Annotated in this window: 21 protein-coding genes; 14 read left to right on the top strand and 7 right to left on the bottom strand. The window is 59.4% G+C overall.

Annotation, left to right across the window (positions count from 1 at the left end; genetic code table 11):
• Positions 1 to 128 precede the first annotated feature (128 nt).
• Entirely contained in the window at positions 129 to 1,268 is a 1,140-nt protein-coding gene (locus tag Q1A32_RS12330) for a DUF6456 domain-containing protein (RefSeq protein WP_299653549.1), read from the bottom strand.
• Positions 1,269 to 1,539: 271 nt separating this feature from the next.
• Between Q1A32_RS12330 and Q1A32_RS12335 the strand changes: the two genes are divergently transcribed.
• The gene (locus tag Q1A32_RS12335) at positions 1,540 to 1,839 is read left to right on the top strand and encodes a DUF6477 family protein (protein WP_299653551.1); all 300 of its coding nucleotides are present in this window, start codon (positions 1,540 to 1,542) and stop codon (positions 1,837 to 1,839) included.
• Here Q1A32_RS12335 and Q1A32_RS12340 read toward each other — a convergent pair whose 3' ends face one another.
• Positions 1,840 to 3,384: a trimethylamine methyltransferase family protein gene (locus Q1A32_RS12340; RefSeq protein WP_299653554.1), complete on the bottom strand. Its 1,545-nt coding sequence runs from the start codon at positions 3,382 to 3,384 to the stop codon at positions 1,840 to 1,842.
• 192 nt (positions 3,385 to 3,576) lie between these two features.
• On the opposite strand from Q1A32_RS12340, the gene guaA reads away from it, so the two are divergent.
• The 10 genes from guaA to Q1A32_RS12390 all read left to right on the top strand — a co-directional run bounded on the left by guaA (position 3,577) and on the right by Q1A32_RS12390 (position 13,054).
• The gene (guaA, locus tag Q1A32_RS12345; protein WP_299653557.1) at positions 3,577 to 5,151 is read left to right on the top strand and encodes a glutamine-hydrolyzing GMP synthase; all 1,575 of its coding nucleotides are present in this window, start codon (positions 3,577 to 3,579) and stop codon (positions 5,149 to 5,151) included.
• Positions 5,142 to 5,420, top strand: a complete 279-nt coding sequence (locus tag Q1A32_RS12350; RefSeq protein ID WP_299653560.1) for a putative quinol monooxygenase — start codon at positions 5,142 to 5,144, stop codon at positions 5,418 to 5,420. Before guaA ends, Q1A32_RS12350 begins: the two co-directional genes overlap by 10 nt.
• Positions 5,417 to 6,286 (top strand): DMT family transporter, encoded by an 870-nt coding sequence (locus tag Q1A32_RS12355; RefSeq protein WP_299653564.1) that lies wholly within the window; start codon positions 5,417 to 5,419, stop codon positions 6,284 to 6,286. The genes Q1A32_RS12350 and Q1A32_RS12355 overlap by 4 nt, the downstream gene beginning before the upstream one ends.
• Before the next feature lie 148 nt (positions 6,287 to 6,434).
• A complete protein-coding gene (locus tag Q1A32_RS12360) occupies positions 6,435 to 7,604 on the top strand; it encodes an OmpP1/FadL family transporter (protein ID WP_299653567.1) in 1,170 nt (389 codons plus the stop codon).
• Positions 7,605 to 7,713: 109 nt separating this feature from the next.
• The gene (locus Q1A32_RS12365; protein ID WP_299653570.1) at positions 7,714 to 8,649 is read left to right on the top strand and encodes a DMT family transporter; all 936 of its coding nucleotides are present in this window, start codon (positions 7,714 to 7,716) and stop codon (positions 8,647 to 8,649) included.
• 42 nt (positions 8,650 to 8,691) lie between these two features.
• On the top strand, positions 8,692 to 9,561 hold the full coding sequence (locus Q1A32_RS12370) for an ATPase (protein WP_299655582.1): 870 nt from the start codon (positions 8,692 to 8,694) through the stop codon (positions 9,559 to 9,561).
• A gap of 33 nt (positions 9,562 to 9,594) precedes the next feature.
• On the top strand, positions 9,595 to 10,542 hold the full coding sequence (gene metA, locus Q1A32_RS12375; RefSeq protein WP_299653573.1) for a homoserine O-succinyltransferase: 948 nt from the start codon (positions 9,595 to 9,597) through the stop codon (positions 10,540 to 10,542).
• 4 nt (positions 10,543 to 10,546) lie between these two features.
• On the top strand, positions 10,547 to 11,518 hold the full coding sequence (locus Q1A32_RS12380) for an alpha/beta fold hydrolase (protein ID WP_299653576.1): 972 nt from the start codon (positions 10,547 to 10,549) through the stop codon (positions 11,516 to 11,518).
• A gap of 56 nt (positions 11,519 to 11,574) precedes the next feature.
• Positions 11,575 to 12,444 (top strand): polyphosphate kinase 2, encoded by an 870-nt coding sequence (ppk2, locus tag Q1A32_RS12385; protein WP_299653579.1) that lies wholly within the window; start codon positions 11,575 to 11,577, stop codon positions 12,442 to 12,444.
• A complete protein-coding gene (locus tag Q1A32_RS12390; RefSeq protein WP_299612401.1) occupies positions 12,437 to 13,054 on the top strand; it encodes a TetR/AcrR family transcriptional regulator in 618 nt (205 codons plus the stop codon). The genes ppk2 and Q1A32_RS12390 overlap by 8 nt, the downstream gene beginning before the upstream one ends.
• 14 nt (positions 13,055 to 13,068) lie before the next feature.
• On the opposite strand, the gene Q1A32_RS12395 is transcribed toward Q1A32_RS12390, so the two are convergent.
• From Q1A32_RS12395 to rplM, 3 genes are all read right to left on the bottom strand, one after another.
• Complete coding sequence (locus Q1A32_RS12395) at positions 13,069 to 13,992, bottom strand: phosphotransferase (protein ID WP_299653582.1); 924 nt, start codon at positions 13,990 to 13,992, stop codon at positions 13,069 to 13,071.
• Positions 13,993 to 14,204: 212 nt separating this feature from the next.
• Positions 14,205 to 14,702, bottom strand: a complete 498-nt coding sequence (gene rpsI, locus Q1A32_RS12400; protein ID WP_299653584.1) for a 30S ribosomal protein S9 — start codon at positions 14,700 to 14,702, stop codon at positions 14,205 to 14,207.
• Between the two features lie 2 nt (positions 14,703 to 14,704).
• Positions 14,705 to 15,166: a 50S ribosomal protein L13 gene (gene rplM, locus Q1A32_RS12405; protein ID WP_299612397.1), complete on the bottom strand. Its 462-nt coding sequence runs from the start codon at positions 15,164 to 15,166 to the stop codon at positions 14,705 to 14,707.
• 157 nt (positions 15,167 to 15,323) lie between these two features.
• Between rplM and Q1A32_RS12410 the strand changes: the two genes are divergently transcribed.
• A complete protein-coding gene (locus Q1A32_RS12410) occupies positions 15,324 to 15,641 on the top strand; it encodes a hypothetical protein (protein ID WP_299653586.1) in 318 nt (105 codons plus the stop codon).
• Positions 15,641 to 16,687 (top strand): hypothetical protein, encoded by a 1,047-nt coding sequence (locus Q1A32_RS12415; RefSeq protein WP_299653588.1) that lies wholly within the window; start codon positions 15,641 to 15,643, stop codon positions 16,685 to 16,687. The genes Q1A32_RS12410 and Q1A32_RS12415 overlap by 1 nt, the downstream gene beginning before the upstream one ends.
• Here Q1A32_RS12415 and Q1A32_RS12420 read toward each other — a convergent pair.
• A complete protein-coding gene (locus Q1A32_RS12420; RefSeq protein ID WP_299653590.1) occupies positions 16,684 to 18,099 on the bottom strand; it encodes a PLP-dependent aminotransferase family protein in 1,416 nt (471 codons plus the stop codon). The genes Q1A32_RS12415 and Q1A32_RS12420 overlap by 4 nt on opposite strands.
• A 93-nt stretch (positions 18,100 to 18,192) precedes the next feature.
• Here Q1A32_RS12420 and Q1A32_RS12425 point away from each other — a divergent pair, with 93 nt between their 5' ends.
• The gene (locus Q1A32_RS12425; protein WP_299612390.1) at positions 18,193 to 18,426 is read left to right on the top strand and encodes a DUF1127 domain-containing protein; all 234 of its coding nucleotides are present in this window, start codon (positions 18,193 to 18,195) and stop codon (positions 18,424 to 18,426) included.
• A 72-nt stretch (positions 18,427 to 18,498) separates the two neighbouring features.
• Here Q1A32_RS12425 and Q1A32_RS12430 read toward each other — a convergent pair whose 3' ends face one another.
• Complete coding sequence (locus Q1A32_RS12430; protein ID WP_299653592.1) at positions 18,499 to 18,936, bottom strand: PaaI family thioesterase; 438 nt, start codon at positions 18,934 to 18,936, stop codon at positions 18,499 to 18,501.
• Between the last annotated feature and the right edge of the window lie 10 nt (positions 18,937 to 18,946).

The raw sequence follows: 18,946 nt of genomic DNA on the forward strand, positions 1-18,946 counted from the left end.
ACTCCGCTTTTGGTCCATGCAGGCATGCCGAAAGTGATGGAAAGTGCCAAGTCAACTTATGCGGAGCCACAAAAAATGGCGCTGCGGGGAGGAACGCAGCGCCATTCATCGAAACCGACAGTGCAAGATCAGCCGATCATGCCGCCGCCGGGTCCTGTCGTCTCTTCGTAATGTTGCTTCAGGCGCATCAACGCGATGCGAAGTACGATTTTGCCGGACCGCGCGGACCAGCCCAATTTCTTCTCTGCACTTTCCAGCCCTTCAAGATAGCAGCAGCAGCGCAGAACGACATCCGACAGGCCCGGACCCAGATCGCGCAAAGCCCCTGCAACACGGCGGCGTGCACCATCAGGGCCATTGCCCACGCCACTGTCCATGGCGAAACCACCACGGCCGCCACCGGTCAAAAACCGATCCCAATTCTGCGCGACACGAGGGCCCATCTGCGCCAATTCGAAGTCTTCACGCAGACGTTCACCGGCGGTCACAAGATCATCGGACAGGAACGGCTGTCCGCCCTTGTCGCGACGGCGGGCCAGAGCCGTCAGTGGCGATTCCGCAAGATTGTAGCGCACCTTGCGAGGCTGCCCGGTTTCCGTGTCTTGTACCGTACGTTCACCCCATTGGCGGTGTTGATCGGAAAAGGGTGTCGCGGCTTCGGCAAGGCCCGGCTGCGGCTCCTCGACCTCTCCCATCATCGATTCCAAGGCGGCGCGACCAGCAGGAGTAATGCGGTAGCGTGTGATCCGCCCCGTTTGCTCGGTCGCGATCCAGTCCTGCAGCGCCATGGCCTCTGCCACCTTACGATCACAGACAGCGGTGCGGGTGCTGCTGCCCGTGGCACCGTCGCGCACCACAACCGCCTTTTCCATATCGACGGCGACGGCAAGAACGGCCCCCGTTTCACAAAGTCGGCGCAAGATGCGCACCGAGTCCTGCGTCATCATGGCGGTTTCTGGACCGTGGTCCTGAGCGAGGGCGTTTTGCATGTCCGGATCATCCTTGATGGGCTGTGGTTCAGCCGACGAACGGGTTCGACCCAGTGAGGCCCCGAGTTTACGCAGCACTGCATCCACAAGTGGATCATCGCGGCGGGTTTCAAACCGGCGAATCTGGCGCAACACGGTCGAGGCATGACAGCCTGACTTGCGCGCAAGTTCGCGAATAGGAAGCCCCGCTTCGGTGTGGGCAAGGTAGTGTACGGCCGCGTCCGGAACCCAAGTTGGCAGGTTCAGGTCCATGGCGCAGAGTGCATCGCTGTTGCGCATAGTCGGTGTCCGTCCTTCTTCCCTTTTGGGCCCCCGATGTCGTGTCGTCCGCATGGGGTTGTCCACAAAATGTCCACACAACCTAAAGGTGCATTGATTACCGGATCGTTAACATTCGTCGTGATGAGCAGCATTGTTTCTAAATGATAAACAGTTGCTAAACGAACGTGCGGGCTCCGGCAGAGGCACGCAACACCCGTTCAGGTTGTGCAATGGTCGCCCTGCGCTTCACCGATGGGGATCGGATCAGCGCCTAAAAAGGAGACCGGAAATGCAAGATATCCTGACCATGCTTGGCGCGCTGCGCCGTCCTCGCCTTTTGATGCGTGCCGCACGAATCGGTGCCGAGGATTATCGCCGCAGCGCCCATTTGCCCCGTTTGCTGGGGTATGGTCAGTTGCCTCGCCACGGAGCCGCACTGATGCGCCTGATGGAATTGGAGGGTGAATTGAATGCCCAACGTATCGGAGACGATTCGTCCTACAGCCTGCTGCGCCATATCGACATTCTGATTGCCATTGTGGGAGAGGCGCGGATTTTGCGGGCCGCACAAGGCGAACCCGCAAGCTGATCACATGAAGCTGTCGGGTTCCGCCGCTTTCTTTTCCGCGACATAGGCGTCCAGCGCCTCTCGCGTGGCGGGGTCCATTGCGGGCTGCTGGTAATCCCCCAGCAGTTTCTGCACCCGAAGCGAGGCCAGCGCGGCCGTATCCCGTGCGCCCTCGTCTTCCCACGTCTCGAATGGTTTGTAGTCCAGCAGGTCTGATTTCCAGAAAGCCTGCTTGAAGTTCGCCTGCGTATGGGCACATCCAAGGTAGTGCCCACCCGGCCCCACTTCGCGGATCGCATCCATGGCTTGGGCGTTCTCGTCCATCTGAACGCCGGCTGCCAGATGGTGCAGCGTGCCAAGCTGGTCCGCATCCATCACAAATTTTTCATATGAACTGACGAGCCCACCCTCAAGCCAACCGCAGGAGTGCAACATAAAGTTCACCCCGGCGAGTAGCCCCATGTTCAACGAATTGGCCGTTTCATATGCTGCCTGCGCATCCGGCAACTTTGAACCGCAGAACGATCCTGCGGACCGGAACGGCAATCCAAGCCGCCGTGCCAACTGGCCCGCGCCGTATGTGATGTGTGCGGCCTCTGGCGTGCCAAAGGTGGGTGCCCCCGAATTCATGTCGATGGATGTCACGAACGCGCCCATGATCACAGGTGCCCCTGCCTTGCACAGTTGGGAATATGCGATGCCTGCCAGCACCTCGGCCAACACCTGGGTGAGCGTGCCCGCAACGGATACGGGTGCCATGGCGCCCCCGACGATAAAGGGCGAAATGATGCAGGCTTGATTGGCTTGGGCATAGACCTCAAGCGCACCCATCATCACATCGTCAAACGTCATGGGCGAGTTGATGTTGATGAGCGAGGTCATCACCGTGTTTTCGGCCACGAAGTCCTTGCCGAACAGTATCTCCGACATCTCGACCGAATCGCGTGCGCGGCTGGGTTCGGTGACTGACCCCATGTAGGGCTTGTCCGACAGCGTCATGTGGGCGTGCAGCATATCCAGATGGCGCTTGTTCACTGCCACATCCGTAGGTTCGCACACCGTGCCGCCGGAATGGTGCAGCCACTTGGACATGTAGCCCAGCTTCACGAAATTGCGGAAGTCCTCCATCGTGGCATAGCGGCGCCCGCCGTCGGCATCGCGCACGAAAGGCGGACCATAGACCGGGGCCAGAACAAGGGACTTGCCCCCGACCTCAACATTACGCGCGGGGTTGCGCGCGTGCTGGGTGTAGGACGACGGCGCTGTTTCACACAGCTTGCGGGCCAAACCGCGCGGGATGCGTACACGTTCACCGTCCACGTCCGCGCCAGCATCACGCCAGCGCTGCAAGGCGGGAGGATTGTCGGGAAAATTCACCCCGATCTCTTCCAGCACGGTCTCGGCGTTGTGTTCGATGATCTCGAGCGCTTCTTCGGTCAGCACTTCGAAATTGGGGATGTTGCGCTCGATGAACCGGGCGGTCTCGAACGACACCGCACTGCGCTCGGCCCGCCGTGCGGCCCCACCGCCTCCGCGTCCCCGTCTGCGTGTCGCTGCCTCGGCCATGACCCATCCCCTTTTGCATGTGACTTAGGTGCCCCGGTGATTACCGCATCGCAGCACCCGTCGCAGGCTCATAGCGCCCCTCAAGGGAAAAAAGCGACATGTCGGTTTCTTCTGACGAAAATAAACCGGGGTCTGGGCTGGAACCCCAGTCCGACGCTTGCCACCCGTTGCCCGCGCCCCTATTGCAGCGGCATGACCGATCTGACCCATGACCGCCTCCTCATCATCGACTTTGGCAGCCAGGTGACGCAGTTGATTGCGCGCCGTTTACGCGAGCTGGATGTGTATTGCGAAATTCATCCGTACCAGAACGTGACTGATGACAGTCTGCGCGACATGGCGCCTAAGGCAGTGATCCTGTCAGGTGGACCAGACAGCGTGACGCGTGACGGATCACCGCGTGCGCCAGAGGCACTTTGGGATATGGGCGTACCCGTCCTTGGCATCTGTTACGGCCAACAGGCGATGATGCAGCAGCTTGGCGGTCACGTTGACGGCGGCAAGATTTCCGGCGGCGGCGGCACAGCCGAATTTGGACGGGCATTCGTCACGCCCGAAGGCGAGCTTGATCTGCTCGACGGCTGGTTCGCCGACGGCAACGAGCAGGTCTGGATGAGCCACGGCGACCACGTGTCGAAACTGGCACCGGGGTTCAAGGTCTACGGCACCTCCCCCAACGCGCCTTACGCCATTACCGCAGACACCGAACGTCACTTCTACGCCGTGCAATTTCATCCTGAAGTTCATCACACACCAAAGGGCGCGACGCTCTACGAAAACTTCGTGCGGCTTGCCGGGTTCTCCGGAGACTGGACCATGGGTGCCTACCGTGAGGAAGCGGTGGAACGCATCCGCGAACAGGTTGGCGACAAAAAAGTCATCTGTGCTTTGTCGGGCGGCGTCGATAGCTCGGTTGCCGCAGCCCTCATCCACGAAGCCGTTGGCGACCAATTAACCTGCGTGTTTGTCGACCACGGGCTGCTGCGCAAAGACGAAGCGCAGGAAGTCGTGGGCATGTTCCGCGACCACATGAACCTGTCGGTCATCCACGCCGACGAAACCGAGCTGTTTCTTGGGGAACTCGACGGCCAGTCCGACCCCGAAACCAAGCGCAAGATCATCGGTCGCTTGTTTATCGACGTGTTCCAGAAATACGCCGATCAGATCGAAGGGGCCGAATTCCTTGCCCAAGGCACCCTCTACCCCGATGTAATCGAAAGCGTCAGCTTCTCCGGCGGGCCATCGGTCACCATCAAGTCACATCATAATGTCGGCGGCTTGCCGGAAAAGATGGGCCTCACATTGGTTGAGCCGTTGCGTGAGTTGTTCAAGGATGAAGTGCGCGCCTTGGGCCGCGAATTGGGTCTGCCGGATCATTTCATCGGTCGGCACCCCTTCCCCGGCCCCGGCCTTGCCATCCGCTGCCCCGGAGAGATCACGCGGGCCAAGCTCGACATTCTGCGCGAAGCCGATGCCGTCTATATCGACCAAATCCGCAAGCACGGTCTGTATGACGAAATCTGGCAAGCCTTCTGCGCCATCCTGCCAGTGCGCACTGTGGGCGTAATGGGTGACGGTCGGACATATGACTATGCCTGCGCCCTGCGTGCCGTCACATCCGTGGATGGGATGACGGCCGATTACTATCCTTTCACCCATGAGTTTCTGGGCGAAACCGCCACGCGCATCATCAACGAAGTGCCGGGGATCAACCGGGTAACGTATGACATCACGTCAAAACCTCCGGGCACCATCGAATGGGAGTGACACTGGACGGGTTTCTGCGCTGCGCGTCAGAGGATGAGGCCGCGCGCGTGCGTGCCGCCCTGCCCCAACATGTGCAACTGACGCGGGCCGAACCGGGCTGCATTCGATTTGACGTTACGCCAACAGATGACCCGCTGGTCTGGACCGTGTCCGAAGAGTTCACCGACCCCGCCGCCTTCGACGCGCACCAAACCCGCGCAGGCGCCTCCGACTGGGCACGCGCGACGGCAGGCATTGCACGGGACTACACCATCAAAGGCATGCCATGAGCCCCGTCCTCAAGGCCGCACTTTGGATGAGCGGCTCTATTGCGTCGTTCTCGACCATGGCGGTTGCAGGGCGCGAGGTATCGGACAGCCTCGATACATTCGAAATCATGATGTACCGCTCTGTCGTGGGTGTTTTTGTGGTCTGCGTCCTGGCCGCGGCCACCGGTGCGTGGCGCAACGTCCAGACGGCGCGGTTGGGTACGCATGTGGTGCGAAATCTGGCCCATTTCACCGGTCAGAACCTTTGGTTCTACGCTGTGACAGTGATTCCGCTGGCGCAGGTCTTTGCCCTCGAATTCACATCACCCATCTGGGTCATCGTGCTGAGCCCGCTGATTCTGGGGGAACGCCTGACACCCGTGCGCGCCTTGGCGGCCATCATGGGGTTCATCGGCATTCTGATCGTCGCTCGACCGGACATGGCCGGAATCAATGCCGGTGTGATCACGGCAGCCTCCTCTGCCATCTTCTTTGCGATCACCATCATGTTGACCAAAAAACTCACGCGCACCGAAGGGATCACGTCCATCCTGTTCTGGCTCACATCCATGCAGTTGGTCATGGGGATCGTGATGGCAGGGTACGACGGAGACATCGCGTGGCCCGATCTGCAGACGGGCCCTTGGGTGTTCCTGATCGGGTGTGCGGGGCTCTTGGCGCATTATTGCCTAACGAACGCCCTGTCGATTGCGCCGGCAACAGTCGTTGTCCCGATCGACTTCATCCGCCTTCCAGCCATCGCGGTGATTGGAATGCTCGTTTACGGGGAAGTCGTTGATATCTGGGTGTTTGTGGGCGCCGCCATAATATTTGCGGGCAATTACGTTAATATACTGGTGGAATCGCGCCATACGAAGGCGTTGTGACCTGAATGTCACAAACTTGTGACGCTCCGTCACAAGGGGACCTCTGCCCTAGCGTCAATATTGACGCACACCCCTTGAAACCTGCTTATACAGTCCCAACGCGCACTTCACTCGACATCACTAAAGCGCGCCTTTGGGAGGAATTGAAATGAAAACCCGTCTTCTGACGGTCGCGGCGTTGTTGGCGTCGTCGACATCCGCCTTTGCCGTTGGCTTGGACCGTTCCGGGCAAAATATCTCGCCTTTGTTCGCAACCGGGAACCACCTTGAGTTTTCGCTGGCCTACACTGACCCGAGCGTTGACGGGACCACCAACTCGACCTTTCCAGTTCCATCCATTGCAGGCCAACCGATTGGCAACGTTGGTGACTCTTATCTGACATGGTCCGGCGCAATCAAATACGACGCCACAGACAAATTGTCTTTTGCGTTAATCGTCGACGAACCCTACGGCGCGGATACATTATACGGTGAGGACCCAGCCGCCTCGGCCCTTGGTGGCACCGGTGCTACCGTGGACAGCATTGCGTATACAGCGCTCGGGCGCTACAAATTCAACGATAATTTTTCGGTCCACGGCGGTGTGCGTTATCAGGAAGTGTCGGCATCCGTATCCTTGGGTGGAGCCGCATTTGGCGCTTTGAGCGGCTATAACGGCAACTTCGAGTCGGACGGCGATATTGGCTATGTGCTTGGCGTGTCCTATGAAATCCCGGACATTGCGCTCCGGGTTTCACTAACCTACAACTCCAGCACAACGCATGACCTGCGCACCACAGAAACGATCAATGGGGTTTCCGTTGCAGCGCTTCCGTTCGGGTTGGCGGCAAACACTCTCACTGAGGTCGAAACACCTGAAAGCCTGAATCTCGATTTCCAAACGGGAATCGCGCCCGACACCTTGCTATTCGGCAATCTTCGCTATGCGCGATACTCTGACACGGTTGTTGTGCCAGCAGGGTTTGACGCTCTCACACCGGCCTCTTCGAACACGGCGCTGACTGACCTCGAAGACGGTTTCGATTTTTCCATCGGCGTCGGCCGTCGCTTTAATGAAAAGTGGTCCGGGTCGGTATCCGCGGGGTTCACAACCAGAGGTGACGATGACCTTGTGTCCCCACTTGCCCCGAGCAACGGGTCACAGTTCATAGCTATTGGTGCGAAATATGACGTGAACGAAAAATTCGCAGTGTCCGGTGGCGTAAGATATACCAACGCCGGTGACGCGATTTCTGCGCCGGGTGGATCAAGCGAAGTTGCTCAATTCGACGGTAACGACGCGGTCTCTGTTGGTCTGCGCTTCGAGTACAAATTCTAAGTCTGTCCCCGCGGGGACAACTTGCAAACCCCGCCCCTCGTCCGGGCGGGGTTTTTCTTTGCGCAGGTTCCGGGTGGCAGGCCATCTGCAAGCCTGACAGGGTGCAAGCATGATACCTCAGAAAACCCTGTCTGGCCGCGCATGGGCCGAATTGCTGCTGCTTGGTCTGATCTGGGGCGCATCTTTTCTGTCGATCCGCATCGCGCTGGATGAAATCTCTCCGCTGACCAGCATCGCCCATCGGACCTTCTGGGCGATGTGTGTCTTGTGGATTGTTGTGGCGGCCATGCGCTTGCCTGTGCCCCGCGCCCCACGCGTCTGGGTCGGATTTTTGGGGATGGGCCTCTTGAACAACGCCATTCCATTTGGGCTGATGGCGTGGGGGCAGTTGCATATCGAAACGGGGCTCACGTCGATCCTGAATGCGGCAACGGCCATTTTTGGCGTGGTCGTTGCGGCGGTCTTCCTGGCAGATGAACGGTTCACGATGCGCAAGGGCTTTGGCGTCTGTCTGGGCTTTTTCGGAGTTGCCGTCGCCATCGGGCTGGAGAATTTCCGGAATTTCGATGTGCGCAGTCTGGCGCAGCTTGCCGTGATCGCGGGCACCGTCAGCTATGCGTTCGCAGGCGTCTGGGCGCGGACCTTTCTGGGTGGGTTGCCGCCGCAGGTTGCGGCCGCGGGTATGTTGACGGGATCATCCCTCATCACGGTGCCACTTGCGTGGATTGTGGATGGCCCCATCACCCTTTCGCTGCAAACCGATACGCTGCTTGCGATTGGCTATTTCTCGATTGTCGCGACGGCCGGCGCCTATTTGCTGTATTACCGGGTGCTTGCGATGGCGGGGGCCGGAAACCTGATGCTGGTCACGCTTGTCATTCCGCCCGTTGCCATTGTCCTCGGCGCAGCCGTGCGGAGTGAAACGCTCAATCCCAACGCATTCGCTGGCTTTGCCCTTCTGGCTCTGGGCCTTGCGATCCTTGATGGTCGCATCCTGACCCTCCTGCGCCGTCGACACGTTGACCCCCAAACGCCCCAAGGCTAGGACAAGCCAAACCGCAAGAACGGTACGGGGACGATGACACAGATGCTTTACCGCGATGCAGATCACTGGCGCGCGGCGCCGTCCAAGCGGGTGCTGGTCTATGGCATGTCGGGACTGGGCAAGACCCATATGTCCACCACGGTCCGCGACAGCGGCACCTGGTTCCACTACTCGATCGATTACCGCATTGGCACGCGATACATGGGTGAACGCATCGCTGACAATGCCAAGGCCGAGGCTATGAAGGTCCCGTTTCTGCGTGACCTCCTGATGACCAACAGCATCTATATCGGGTCGAACATCACCTTCCATAACCTGTCCCCCGTCTCAACCTATCTGGGAAAGCCCGGTGATCCGGCCAAAGGCGGGCTGCCCATAGATGAGTACAGGCGGCGGCAGGAACAGTTTCGCCAATCCGAGATCGCAGCACTCAACGACACCGGCTATTTCGCCGAGCGGGCGCTGCAACTCTATGGCTATCCCAACTTCATCTGCGATACCGGCGGGTCAATCTGCGAATGGGTGGACCCCGCTGATGATCATGACCCCCTGATGACAACGCTCAGCACAGTTGCCCTGCCCATCTGGATCAAAGGGGACGAGGCGCACACGGCGGCCCTGATCGCGCGCTTTGACAAGGCTCCCAAACCGATGGCCTACCAGCCCGAATTTCTGCTAGACTGCTGGACGACCTACCTGTCCGAAACCGGGGAAGCACAGGACAAGGTCGATCCCGACACCTTTGTCCGCTGGACCTATGCCCGCGCCCTCGCCCACCGCCAGCCTCGCTACGAAGCCATGGCCCGCTGGGGTGTGACCGTGACAGCGGACGAGGTTGCCTCGCTCAATGGTGAAGCGGATTTCGTCAATCTGGTTGCAGCTGCCCTTGAGCGTCGGGGCTTGGCAGCTTAAGTCCGGCCTTCAGACTTCAACTGGAACAGACCCATGCCCATCAAATTACCATCTGACTTGCCCGCCTACGACGTTCTGACGAACGAGGGCGTGATGGTCATGGACGAGGCGCTGGCCAGCCGTCAGGATATTCGCCCGCTCAAGATCGGGCTGCTGAACCTGATGCCCAAGAAGATCCAAACCGAAACGCAGTTTGCGCGATTGATCGGGGCCACACCGTTGCAGATCGAGCTGTCGCTGATCCGCATGTCGGATCACGAGACCAAGAACACGGCCGCGGCACACATGGAGAGCTTTTATCGCACCTTTCAGGATGTGAAGGACCAGAAGCTTGATGGCCTGATCATTACTGGCGCTCCCATTGAACATCTCGATTTCGAGGATGTGGATTACTGGTCCGAGCTGGAAGAGATCATGGACTGGACCCAGACCCACGTGCATTCGACGTTCGGCGTGTGCTGGGGTGGCATGGCAATGCTTCACCACTTTCACAAGGTCTCGAAACATCTGCTGGGATCGAAACTGTTCGGGGCGTATCGGCACACAAATCTGGCGCCCGCGTCCCCCTATTTGCGCGGCTTCTCGGATGATTGCGTAGTGCCGGTCAGCCGCTGGACAGAGGTGCGTGCGCCCGAGGTCGAAGCCGCTGGTCTGCCCATCCTTTTGGGATCGGACGTCACTGGTCCATGTTTGATCGAGGACCCCGCACACCGTGCCCTGTATATCCTCAACCACTTCGAGTACGACAGTGACACGCTGAAACAGGAATACGACCGAGATCTGGCATCCGTTCAGGTGGAAGGGGCCGAAATTGCCCTGCCCGTCGGCTACTTTCCCAGTGATGATCCCGCGCAAACTCCCGCCAACCGTTGGCGCAGTCACGCCCATCTTCTTTATGGCAATTGGCTGTCCGAGATTTATCTGACAACCCCGTATGATATGGACCGGATCGGACAAGACACCACCGATCTGAGGGGGTAAGCGCATGAAATCAGGACTGTTTGTTCTTCTGGGCCTTGTCGTCCTGTGTGTCGCGGTGGTTCAGTTGTTTGCACTGAAACGCGAACGCGACGCCGAAGCTGCATATGCGGCCATGGGCCAAATCGTTGATGTGGATGGCGTGGGCGTGCATGCCCAGCAGATGGGCGACGGTCCAGATCTGGTCTTGATCCATGGGGCATCCGGTAACACGCGCGACTTCACCTTTGCGTTTGCCGACATGGTGAAGGATCGGTACCGCGTTACAATTCTGGACAGGCCCGGCCTCGGATGGACCGAGCAGATGTCCCCAAAGCACAAATCCTCTTGGACAACGGCGCATGCCAGCCCGGCGGAACAGGCGCGACTGCTCCGGGCCGCAACAGACCAGTTGGGCGTGCGGAACCCGATTGTGCTTGGACATTCCTTTGGCGGGATCGTGGCCCTGGCCTGGGCGTTGGAATTTGATGATTTGGCGGGCATCGTGTCCGTCGCAGGCGTCGCAAATCCGTGGCCGGGAGAGTTGGATTGGACATACAAGGTCAACGGTTCAACGCTTGGCGGCGGCCTTGTGGTGCCGTTGCTGTCCGCATTTGTGCCTCAGACCTATGTTGATACCGTCGTGTCGAACATCTTTGCGCCGCAAGACGCGCCGGATGGGTACATCGACCATGTGGGCCCTGCCCTGATCCTGCGCCGCGCATCGATGCGGGCCAATGCACGTCAGGTGAACTGGCTGCGTCCGCATGTTGTTCGCATGTCTGCCGAGTACGACAAAATCACCGTGCCGGTCGAAGTTGTTCACGGGGATGCAGATACTATCGTTCCGCTGGACGTGCACTCGGCGAAGCTGCCCGACCAAATCGACGGCGCCAACGTCACTGTTCTGGCCGGTGCCGGTCATATGCCGCAGCACACTCACCCCGAGACGGTCATCGACGCAATTGATCGCGTCGCGACACGTGCGGGTTTGCGTTAAGCGCCGCGCTCCCCCATATTGGATGTTAAGAGCAGTAACTTTTGGGGCGATGAGCCATGAGCCTTCCCTTCGACGGCGCGATCACCGACTTCTTTGAAACCGGTGCGCCTGAAGACATTCGCGGCAAGATCACTACGGCGGACAAGGGTGACATCCTGACGCCGACCTATCCGCATGACGAGCGGATGGGCAAAAAGAAGTATGAGCGCGAGATGGAGGCTCTGCAGATCGAGTTGGTCAAGATGCAGGACTGGGTGTCAAACACCGGTGCGCGCGTGGCCTGTGTGTTCGAAGGGCGGGATGCAGCTGGCAAGGGCGGGACAATCAAGCGCTTTCGCGAGAACCTCAATCCGCGCGGCGCACGCGTTGTGGCCCTGTCCAAACCGACCGAGACGGAAGCGACGGAGTGGTATTTTCAGCGATACGTCAGGCAGTTACCTGCAGGCGGTGAGATCACGTTCTTTGACCGCAGTTGGTACAACCGAGGTGTGGTCGAACAGGTTTTCGGCTTTTGCACGCCCAAACAACGCGAACATTTCTTTGTCCAGGTGAACCCGTTTGAATCGATGATGGTCGATGACGGCATCCATGTGTTCAAGTTCTGGCTGAACGTCTGTCGGGCCGAGCAGTTGCGCCGCATTATGGCGCGCGAACGCGACCCGCTGAAGCAATGGAAACTCAGCTGGATTGACGTTGAGGGGTTGAAGAAATGGGACGCCTATACTGACGCCATTCGAGAAACGCTGGAGCGGTCCCATACCAGTCACGCGCCTTGGACTGTCGTACGGTCTGACGACAAGAAGCGGGCGCGGCTGAACGCGATCCGCACTGTTCTGCATGGCCTTGACTACACGAATAAAGACCCGCAAGCGATTGGAAAGATAGACAAAGACGTTTGTGGCGGACCGGACATCTGGGATGCCTAAACGCGGCTACCATCACGGTAATTTGCGACAAGCCCTCATCGAAGCAGCTCTCAAGTTGATCGAAGAGAAGGGCCCGACCGGGTTCACCCTGTCCGAAGCGGCCAAGCAGGCCGGTGTGACACCGGCAGCCGTCTATCGGCACTACGAAGGACGCGAAGACCTGATCGCAGAATGCGCGCGTCAGGGCTATGGCATCTTCGCTGACCTGATGGAGCATGCGTATCAATCCGGCCAACCATCGGCTCTGGCAGCCTTTGAGGCCACGGGCCGCGCCTATCTGGCCTTTGCGCGCCGCTTCCCCGGACACTACATCGCGATGTTCGAAAGCGGAATTTCGACCAACCGCACGCCGGAACTTGCGGATGTGGCAACACGCGCCAATGCGGTGCTGGAAAAGGCCGCTTCGGATTTATCCCAACATATTCCGGAAGATAAGCGCCCTCCGGCCTCCATGTTCTCGGCCCATATCTGGGCGATGAGCCATGGCGTGGTTGAGCTTTTTGCGCGCAACTCGCCCGGCCGCGCATCGCCCTTTCCGCCCGAAGACCTTCTGGAAACCGGGATCGGCATTTATCTGCGGGGTCTCGGACTGCTCAAACCGGACGCCTGACAACATCGTATCGATCAGCTGCAAATGGCTTGCGTCAGTTTTTGTATCCCCCTGAACCGCATTTGCTGCGCCACACTGCGTTTCAGTGCGGCCTTCGGAATGGTCTGCCAATCGCGGATCAGTCGCGCCTTGCAAAGAAAGGCCACGACCGCATCGTCCGGCCCGGTCAAGGTGTAGCCATTGAAGAATGGCCCCAGATCTATTCCGGGAAGCGGGCCATCGCCCCGCGCACCGGGCGCGGCGCAAAGTGTACCGTAGTGGCAGAACAGGCGCGCAAGGTCGTGCCCAACCGGCAAAAGCCCCGGCGCGCCATAATCCAGCCCGCATGCCTGGTCCCCGTCAATCAGGATATTGCGCATGTTCAGGTCACCATGTCCCACTGCTGCGATTGTTGTGCAATCCTCAGGTTCTGGTGCGGATTCAATGGTGTGCTGCAGAAAGGCCTGAAACGCTTTGCGCTGGGGTATGCGAAACGTGCCATCCCTGACCGACCCATGCAGTTTGTGCAGATGGGACAGGGTAAACTTGGGTTGAAAGCGGCGCGGCTCAAACCTGTCATGCCGGTGAAAGCGATCAACCCAATGGCCTGCGACCTTCAGTGCGCGTGCGTGATCTGCAACCTTGCGGCCTGTACACAGGTCAAAGAGAGTTTCGCCGGGAACGAAATCCATAAGCACCATTTGTACATCCGGATCTACTGCGTGGATGTGCGCGCCCTGCCCCATGGCCGCGGTCACGGCCCGTTGGCGATCCGCGGATTTCGCAAATGCGTCCCGATCGTGCGGTCGGAACACCAGCTTGGTGACAAGTGGCGCACGCCCCGGTGCGGTCAGTTTCACGACCACACGGTGCATCACCGCATCATCCCGGCGCGACAGGCGATGCGCGTTCCATCCATCGGTCGGCAGCCCTGCGCGCCCCAACAATGGACGAACCATTTGCATGACCTGCGAGACTTCGTACACGGCATACCTTTTCTGCGGACACGGACGTAGAGCCAGCTTAGATCAGGCAGCGCACAGGCGCACCGAAGAAGCCGGACCGCGATGCTGAATTGGCCAGACCTGTGACAGTTCGGCTCATGCCCACTTCAAAACACAAAAAGGCCGCTCTGAGAGGAGCGGCCTTTTCGAAAAGATGGGTGTACAGCTTAGCGTTTGGAGAACTGGAAGCTCTTACGCGCTTTGGCCTTACCGTATTTCTTACGCTCAACGACACGGCTGTCGCGGGTAAGGAAGCCCGCCGCTTTCAGCGCACCGCGCAAGGAAGGATCATACAGTTGCAGTGCCTTGGACACGCCGTGCTTGACCGCACCAGCCTGACCGGAAAGCCCACCACCCTTGACCGTGGCAACCACGTCAAACTGGCCTTCGACACCGGCCACAGTGAAGGGCTGCGCGAGGATCATCTGCAAAACGGGGCGTGCAAAGTAGGTGTTCATGTCTTTGCCGTTGACGGTGACCTTGCCCGAACCGGGCTTGATCCAGACACGGGCAACCGCGTCTTTCCGTTTGCCGGTGGCGTAGGAGCGACCAAATTCGTCACGGACGGGGTCGCGCGCGACCAGCTCTTCGGTGCCTTGAACGCCGCCGATATCGTCGGTGACGGCCGCTTGCAGGTCTTCGAGTGTGTTGATTTCGTCAGCCATGCTCATGCGCTCCGGGTGTTTTTCTTGTTCATGGATTTCACGTCCAGAACGTCGGGGCTTTGTGCTTCATGCGGGTGCTCAGCACCGGCATAGACACGCAGGTTTGTCATGATCTGACGGCTCAGACGGTTGCCGGGCAGCATCCGCTTGACGGCCAGTGTCACAACGCGCTCGGGATGTGCGCCCTCAAGGATCTGTTCCTTGGTGCGCGACTTGATCCCGCCGGGGTGGCCGGTGTGCCAGTAGTGGCTTTCCTGACGCTTGTTGCCGGTCAATTGGATCTTGTCCGCGTTGATTATGATCACGTTGTCGCCACAGTCCATGTGGGGTGTGAACGACGGCTTGTGCTTGCCACGCAGACGCATGGCGACGATCGAGGCAAGACGGCCCAGAACAACGCCTTCGGCGTCGATCAGGATCCATTTCTTGTCGATGTCCGCAGGTGTTGCGGTATAGGTTTTCATAAGGTGAATCCCTTGAAGGGTGGAATTTCAGATTGCGCGGTTATACAGCAGGGCAAATGCAGGTCAATGGCAGCATGACTGTTTTTAATAAGCAAAAACAGATGGTTAAAAATAAGGTATTGTATTACCCCATAAATCCGGCGGGATTTGGTGGCGCATGCTCCTAGACCTTGCCGCCCCTGCCCTTGCCACCCTGTCGCTGCTCGCCTTTGCAACGGCTCTTGGCATTCCCGCAATGCGCAAGCTGATCGTGGTCTACGAGGCCAAACACGAGCTGAAACACGGCTCTGCCGGTTGGTTGCGATCCCTGCGCGGGTGGTCGTTGGTCGCCTTCTGGCTGATGACCACATGGTTCATCGCAACCATCATAGGCGATTGGGGCGTGAACGGCGATCTTGGGGCAGCCATCGACCGGGGCTGGCTGCGCCTTCGTGTCCTGCTTGAGATTGCCATGGCGATCATGGAGTCCGATTGATGGACGATCTGACCGCCGCACAGTCCGAACTGCAATGCGCCAATTGCGCGGGGCAATGTATCTACGACCCGGCACAACAGGCGCTTGTGTGTTCCAGTTGCGCCACGCGGTATGGGTTAGAGACGGACAACGATGCCGAGGCTGCGAGCGAATTCAACTTCGATCCCGATGCGCCCGACGTCGATGCGCCGGCGGTGGCTGAAACCCGCGTGCATCACTGCCAGACCTGCGGCGGCGATGTGGTGTTTGTGGGCCAGGCCCTGTCCGAGCGTTGCGCCTATTGTGACGGGCCGGTGGTGCTGGCGACCAGCGACACAGGCTACCAAACCAAGGCATTGATCCCGTTCCGTGTGCCTGAGAGCGATGCGCAGGCAGCGGCGCTCGATTGGGTGGCCCGGCGATGGGCAGCGCCATCGGATTTGAAAACCGTGGTATCCAAGGCGCGCGTGGCAGGCCTCTATGTCCCGTTCTGGACCTTCGACAGTGAAGAGGCTGTGAACTATTGGGCCAAGTACAAAGTCCGTCGGAACAAGCGAACGGTGGTGCGCCGGACATCCGGCGGGCTGCGCATCACCTTCGATGACCTGCTGGTGCCAGCTTCGCCCCATGTGACGCCCTTGATCCGCGACGGTATCCTGCATGATTTCGAACCGCGCCGGTTGCGCCCCTATCGTCCCGGCTACCTCTCGGGCTTTGGGGCTGAGCGGCATCACCAGTCTGTAGCCGAAGGGCTTGAGGCCAATGCCGACGACAAGGATCTGCTGATCCGCAACCGTATCAAGGGGCATGTGGGCAAGTCTGGCGTGCATGACGTGCGCTACATCACTGATACCAGCGGCATCCGATACAGGCGCATCCTGCTGCCTGTCTGGATCATGCACTACCAATATGGTGGCGACGCAATGAAGGTCGTCGTCTGCGGAATGCAGGGCCGCACATATGGGGAACGACCGTTTTCATGGGTCAAACTGGCCGGTTATGCGGCAGTGCTGTCTGCCGCGACGATTGGGTTTGGTTTGGCCTGGGGCGCGGGCGGGCTGCTTTAGACCCCGATCTGGTCAGGTGGGTTGTCCAGAAGAACGCGCAGCCGTTCGAATGCCGCCTCGAACGATTGAAGGCTGACACCTGCATTGATGGCAATGCGCACCGCATGGGGCGTGCGCGCATCGCGGCAGGCGTAGTCTTCGGCGGCACGGATGCCTACACCTTGTTGCGCGGCTGCTTGCACAAAAGCGCCCGCGCGCCACCCTTCTGGCAGGCGCAGCCAAAGGAATGGAACGTCCTTGCGCCACGTGATGTCATAACCGCCCAGTACGTTTACGGCACGCTGCACATAAGTGCCGATCCCCTTGCGCGCATCGGCCATCAGGTGCGGCAGGTCCGGGTGCACCAGCAAGGCCGCAAAAAGATCGGTGAGCGGCGTGGCGAGACCGAAGAACGAGTATTCCGCCGTGCGCCGCAAGATGTTCGCCTGTCCCTTGGGGGCCACGGCAATACCGAGGCGCAAGGCGGGCGTGATGGATTTGGAGATCGACGAAATGTACCAAGTGCGTTCTGGTACAATCATCCGGTAGCTGGGGGCCTGTGCCTGCCCCAAACGGTAACAATCATCTTCAAGGATACTGAGGTCATTGCGCCTTGCGGCATCCGCAATCGCTTCGCGGCGTTCGACGGGGGTAAAGCCGCATGTGGGGTTGTGGACCTCCGGCGAGGTGCAGAACACCTGCGCGTCATGGCTTTTGGCAGCCGTTTCCAGCGCTTCGGGGATGACGCCATGTTCGTCCATTTCAACCGGAATTACATCGGCCCGCAACAGTTCTGCCGCCCGTCGGAAGCCGGGATAAGCAAGGTCTTCCACCAGGATCGCGGGCCGCCGACCCTTGAGAAGTGCCTGAAAGATCAACAAAATCGCATTCTGCCCACCATTGGCCAGCACGATGTCATCGGCGTTGAATGACCCTATGGGTGCATCGCCCAGCCACGCGGCTGCCGCGGCCCGCGCGGGCGCGCCTCCAGTGCGCGTTGGATAATGCATCATGCCCGACGGCGGATCCTGTGCCACATCCGCCAGCAGTTTGCGGATCAGGGTCGCCTGCCCCACGCTGGGCAGATGGGGCGAGAACAGATTGACGTTCCAAGTCTGCGCTTCGGCATTGTGCCTGGCACTGTCCACTTCCAACGGCACATCCGCATAAAGCGGCCCCTTTTCATCGGGTTGTGCAACGAAGGTGCCGCGCCCGACCTCGGCCATCAGAGTGCCGTCATCGGTCAGCAGCGTATAAGCACGCGCCACGGTGCCGGGGGTTATCCCAAGGCTCCACGCCAGATCGCGCACAGGCGGCAGCTTGTCCCCTGGCGTAAGGTCATGGTCCAAGATGCGCTGACGGATCGCCTGCATCACAGCCTTGTATTTCGGCCCCTGCCCATCCAGCAATTCCGGCGACCAAATTGTACTCATTACAATGTTTCCATAGCGTTGCGATAATCTGCATTGTATCACTTACCCATGGCATTCACGCCACATTGTGTCAATACAATTTAGGAGATTCCCATGACACACCATATGCAATCGCCCGCCTCACACCTGGCTTACCTGACTGCGCAGAACCGCATTCCGGCAACCTCGGTCATCGCGTTGCGCGTCGCAGTGGTGCTGTCGAAATGGGCCGAGCGTCGCCGCAGCAGACTGGCACTGCACCAGCTGCCCCCACACTTGCTGCGTGACGTCGGACTGACACCCGCCGAGGCCGATTTTGAAGCGCGGCGCGTGTTCTGGCGGGTGTGACATCCCCGTGGCACTTGCCAGACCTCTTCCCTTGCGGCCGGGCTTCAGGTTGGTCCCTGACCCGGCCGTTTTTTATTGCGGCAGATCAACACCCTGTGGCGGGATCGCATAGGTCAGGCTGGCCCTTGCAACAGGCTTTTCGTCCCCTTCCGAGAACAGCAATACGTCGCTGACGGACAACTGCTTGCCCAGTTTCAGCAGACGGCCGTGGGCAATCAGGTCCACCCCTGCCTTGGGCTTGCGCATGAAGTCGATCGCGCAATTCGTCGTGACAGCCAGCGCACGCGGCCCGATATGGGCCAGCGTCACCATATAGGCAGTGACATCCGCCAGCCCGAACATCGCCGGACCTGAAATCGTGCCGCCGGGGCGCAGATGTCTGTCCTGGACCAGCAATCGCAGGACAACGCCTTCTTCTGTCACCTCCTCGACGTGAAACTCGCCTGCAACCTCCAAAAACACTTTTTGCAAAAATGCGTTCATCTCGGGCGCGGTCATAACAACTGCCATACTTTCCCTC

The organism is uncultured Tateyamaria sp. (assembly GCF_947503415.1).
GTDB lineage: Bacteria > Pseudomonadota > Alphaproteobacteria > Rhodobacterales > Rhodobacteraceae > Tateyamaria.

Excerpts from the sequence above, each read along its gene's own strand:
- Q1A32_RS12330 (WP_299653549.1), bottom strand. The coding sequence starts at position 1,268 with ATGCGCAACAGCGATGCACTCTGCGCCATGGACCTGAACCTGCCAACT.
- Q1A32_RS12335 (WP_299653551.1), top strand. The coding sequence starts at position 1,540 with ATGCAAGATATCCTGACCATGCTTGGCGCGCTGCGCCGTCCTCGCCTT.
- Q1A32_RS12340 (WP_299653554.1), bottom strand. The coding sequence starts at position 3,384 with ATGGCCGAGGCAGCGACACGCAGACGGGGACGCGGAGGCGGTGGGGCC.
- guaA (WP_299653557.1), top strand. The coding sequence starts at position 3,577 with ATGACCGATCTGACCCATGACCGCCTCCTCATCATCGACTTTGGCAGC.
- Q1A32_RS12350 (WP_299653560.1), top strand. The coding sequence starts at position 5,142 with ATGGGAGTGACACTGGACGGGTTTCTGCGCTGCGCGTCAGAGGATGAG.
- Q1A32_RS12355 (WP_299653564.1), top strand. The coding sequence starts at position 5,417 with ATGAGCCCCGTCCTCAAGGCCGCACTTTGGATGAGCGGCTCTATTGCG.
- Q1A32_RS12360 (WP_299653567.1), top strand. The coding sequence starts at position 6,435 with ATGAAAACCCGTCTTCTGACGGTCGCGGCGTTGTTGGCGTCGTCGACA.
- Q1A32_RS12365 (WP_299653570.1), top strand. The coding sequence starts at position 7,714 with ATGATACCTCAGAAAACCCTGTCTGGCCGCGCATGGGCCGAATTGCTG.
- Q1A32_RS12370 (WP_299655582.1), top strand. The coding sequence starts at position 8,692 with ATGCTTTACCGCGATGCAGATCACTGGCGCGCGGCGCCGTCCAAGCGG.
- metA (WP_299653573.1), top strand. The coding sequence starts at position 9,595 with ATGCCCATCAAATTACCATCTGACTTGCCCGCCTACGACGTTCTGACG.
- Q1A32_RS12380 (WP_299653576.1), top strand. The coding sequence starts at position 10,547 with ATGAAATCAGGACTGTTTGTTCTTCTGGGCCTTGTCGTCCTGTGTGTC.
- ppk2 (WP_299653579.1), top strand. The coding sequence starts at position 11,575 with ATGAGCCTTCCCTTCGACGGCGCGATCACCGACTTCTTTGAAACCGGT.
- Q1A32_RS12390 (WP_299612401.1), top strand. The coding sequence starts at position 12,437 with ATGCCTAAACGCGGCTACCATCACGGTAATTTGCGACAAGCCCTCATC.
- Q1A32_RS12395 (WP_299653582.1), bottom strand. The coding sequence starts at position 13,992 with ATGGTTCGTCCATTGTTGGGGCGCGCAGGGCTGCCGACCGATGGATGG.
- rpsI (WP_299653584.1), bottom strand. The coding sequence starts at position 14,702 with ATGGCTGACGAAATCAACACACTCGAAGACCTGCAAGCGGCCGTCACC.
- rplM (WP_299612397.1), bottom strand. The coding sequence starts at position 15,166 with ATGAAAACCTATACCGCAACACCTGCGGACATCGACAAGAAATGGATC.
- Q1A32_RS12410 (WP_299653586.1), top strand. The coding sequence starts at position 15,324 with ATGCTCCTAGACCTTGCCGCCCCTGCCCTTGCCACCCTGTCGCTGCTC.
- Q1A32_RS12415 (WP_299653588.1), top strand. The coding sequence starts at position 15,641 with ATGGACGATCTGACCGCCGCACAGTCCGAACTGCAATGCGCCAATTGC.
- Q1A32_RS12420 (WP_299653590.1), bottom strand. The coding sequence starts at position 18,099 with ATGAGTACAATTTGGTCGCCGGAATTGCTGGATGGGCAGGGGCCGAAA.
- Q1A32_RS12425 (WP_299612390.1), top strand. The coding sequence starts at position 18,193 with ATGACACACCATATGCAATCGCCCGCCTCACACCTGGCTTACCTGACT.
- Q1A32_RS12430 (WP_299653592.1), bottom strand. The coding sequence starts at position 18,936 with ATGGCAGTTGTTATGACCGCGCCCGAGATGAACGCATTTTTGCAAAAA.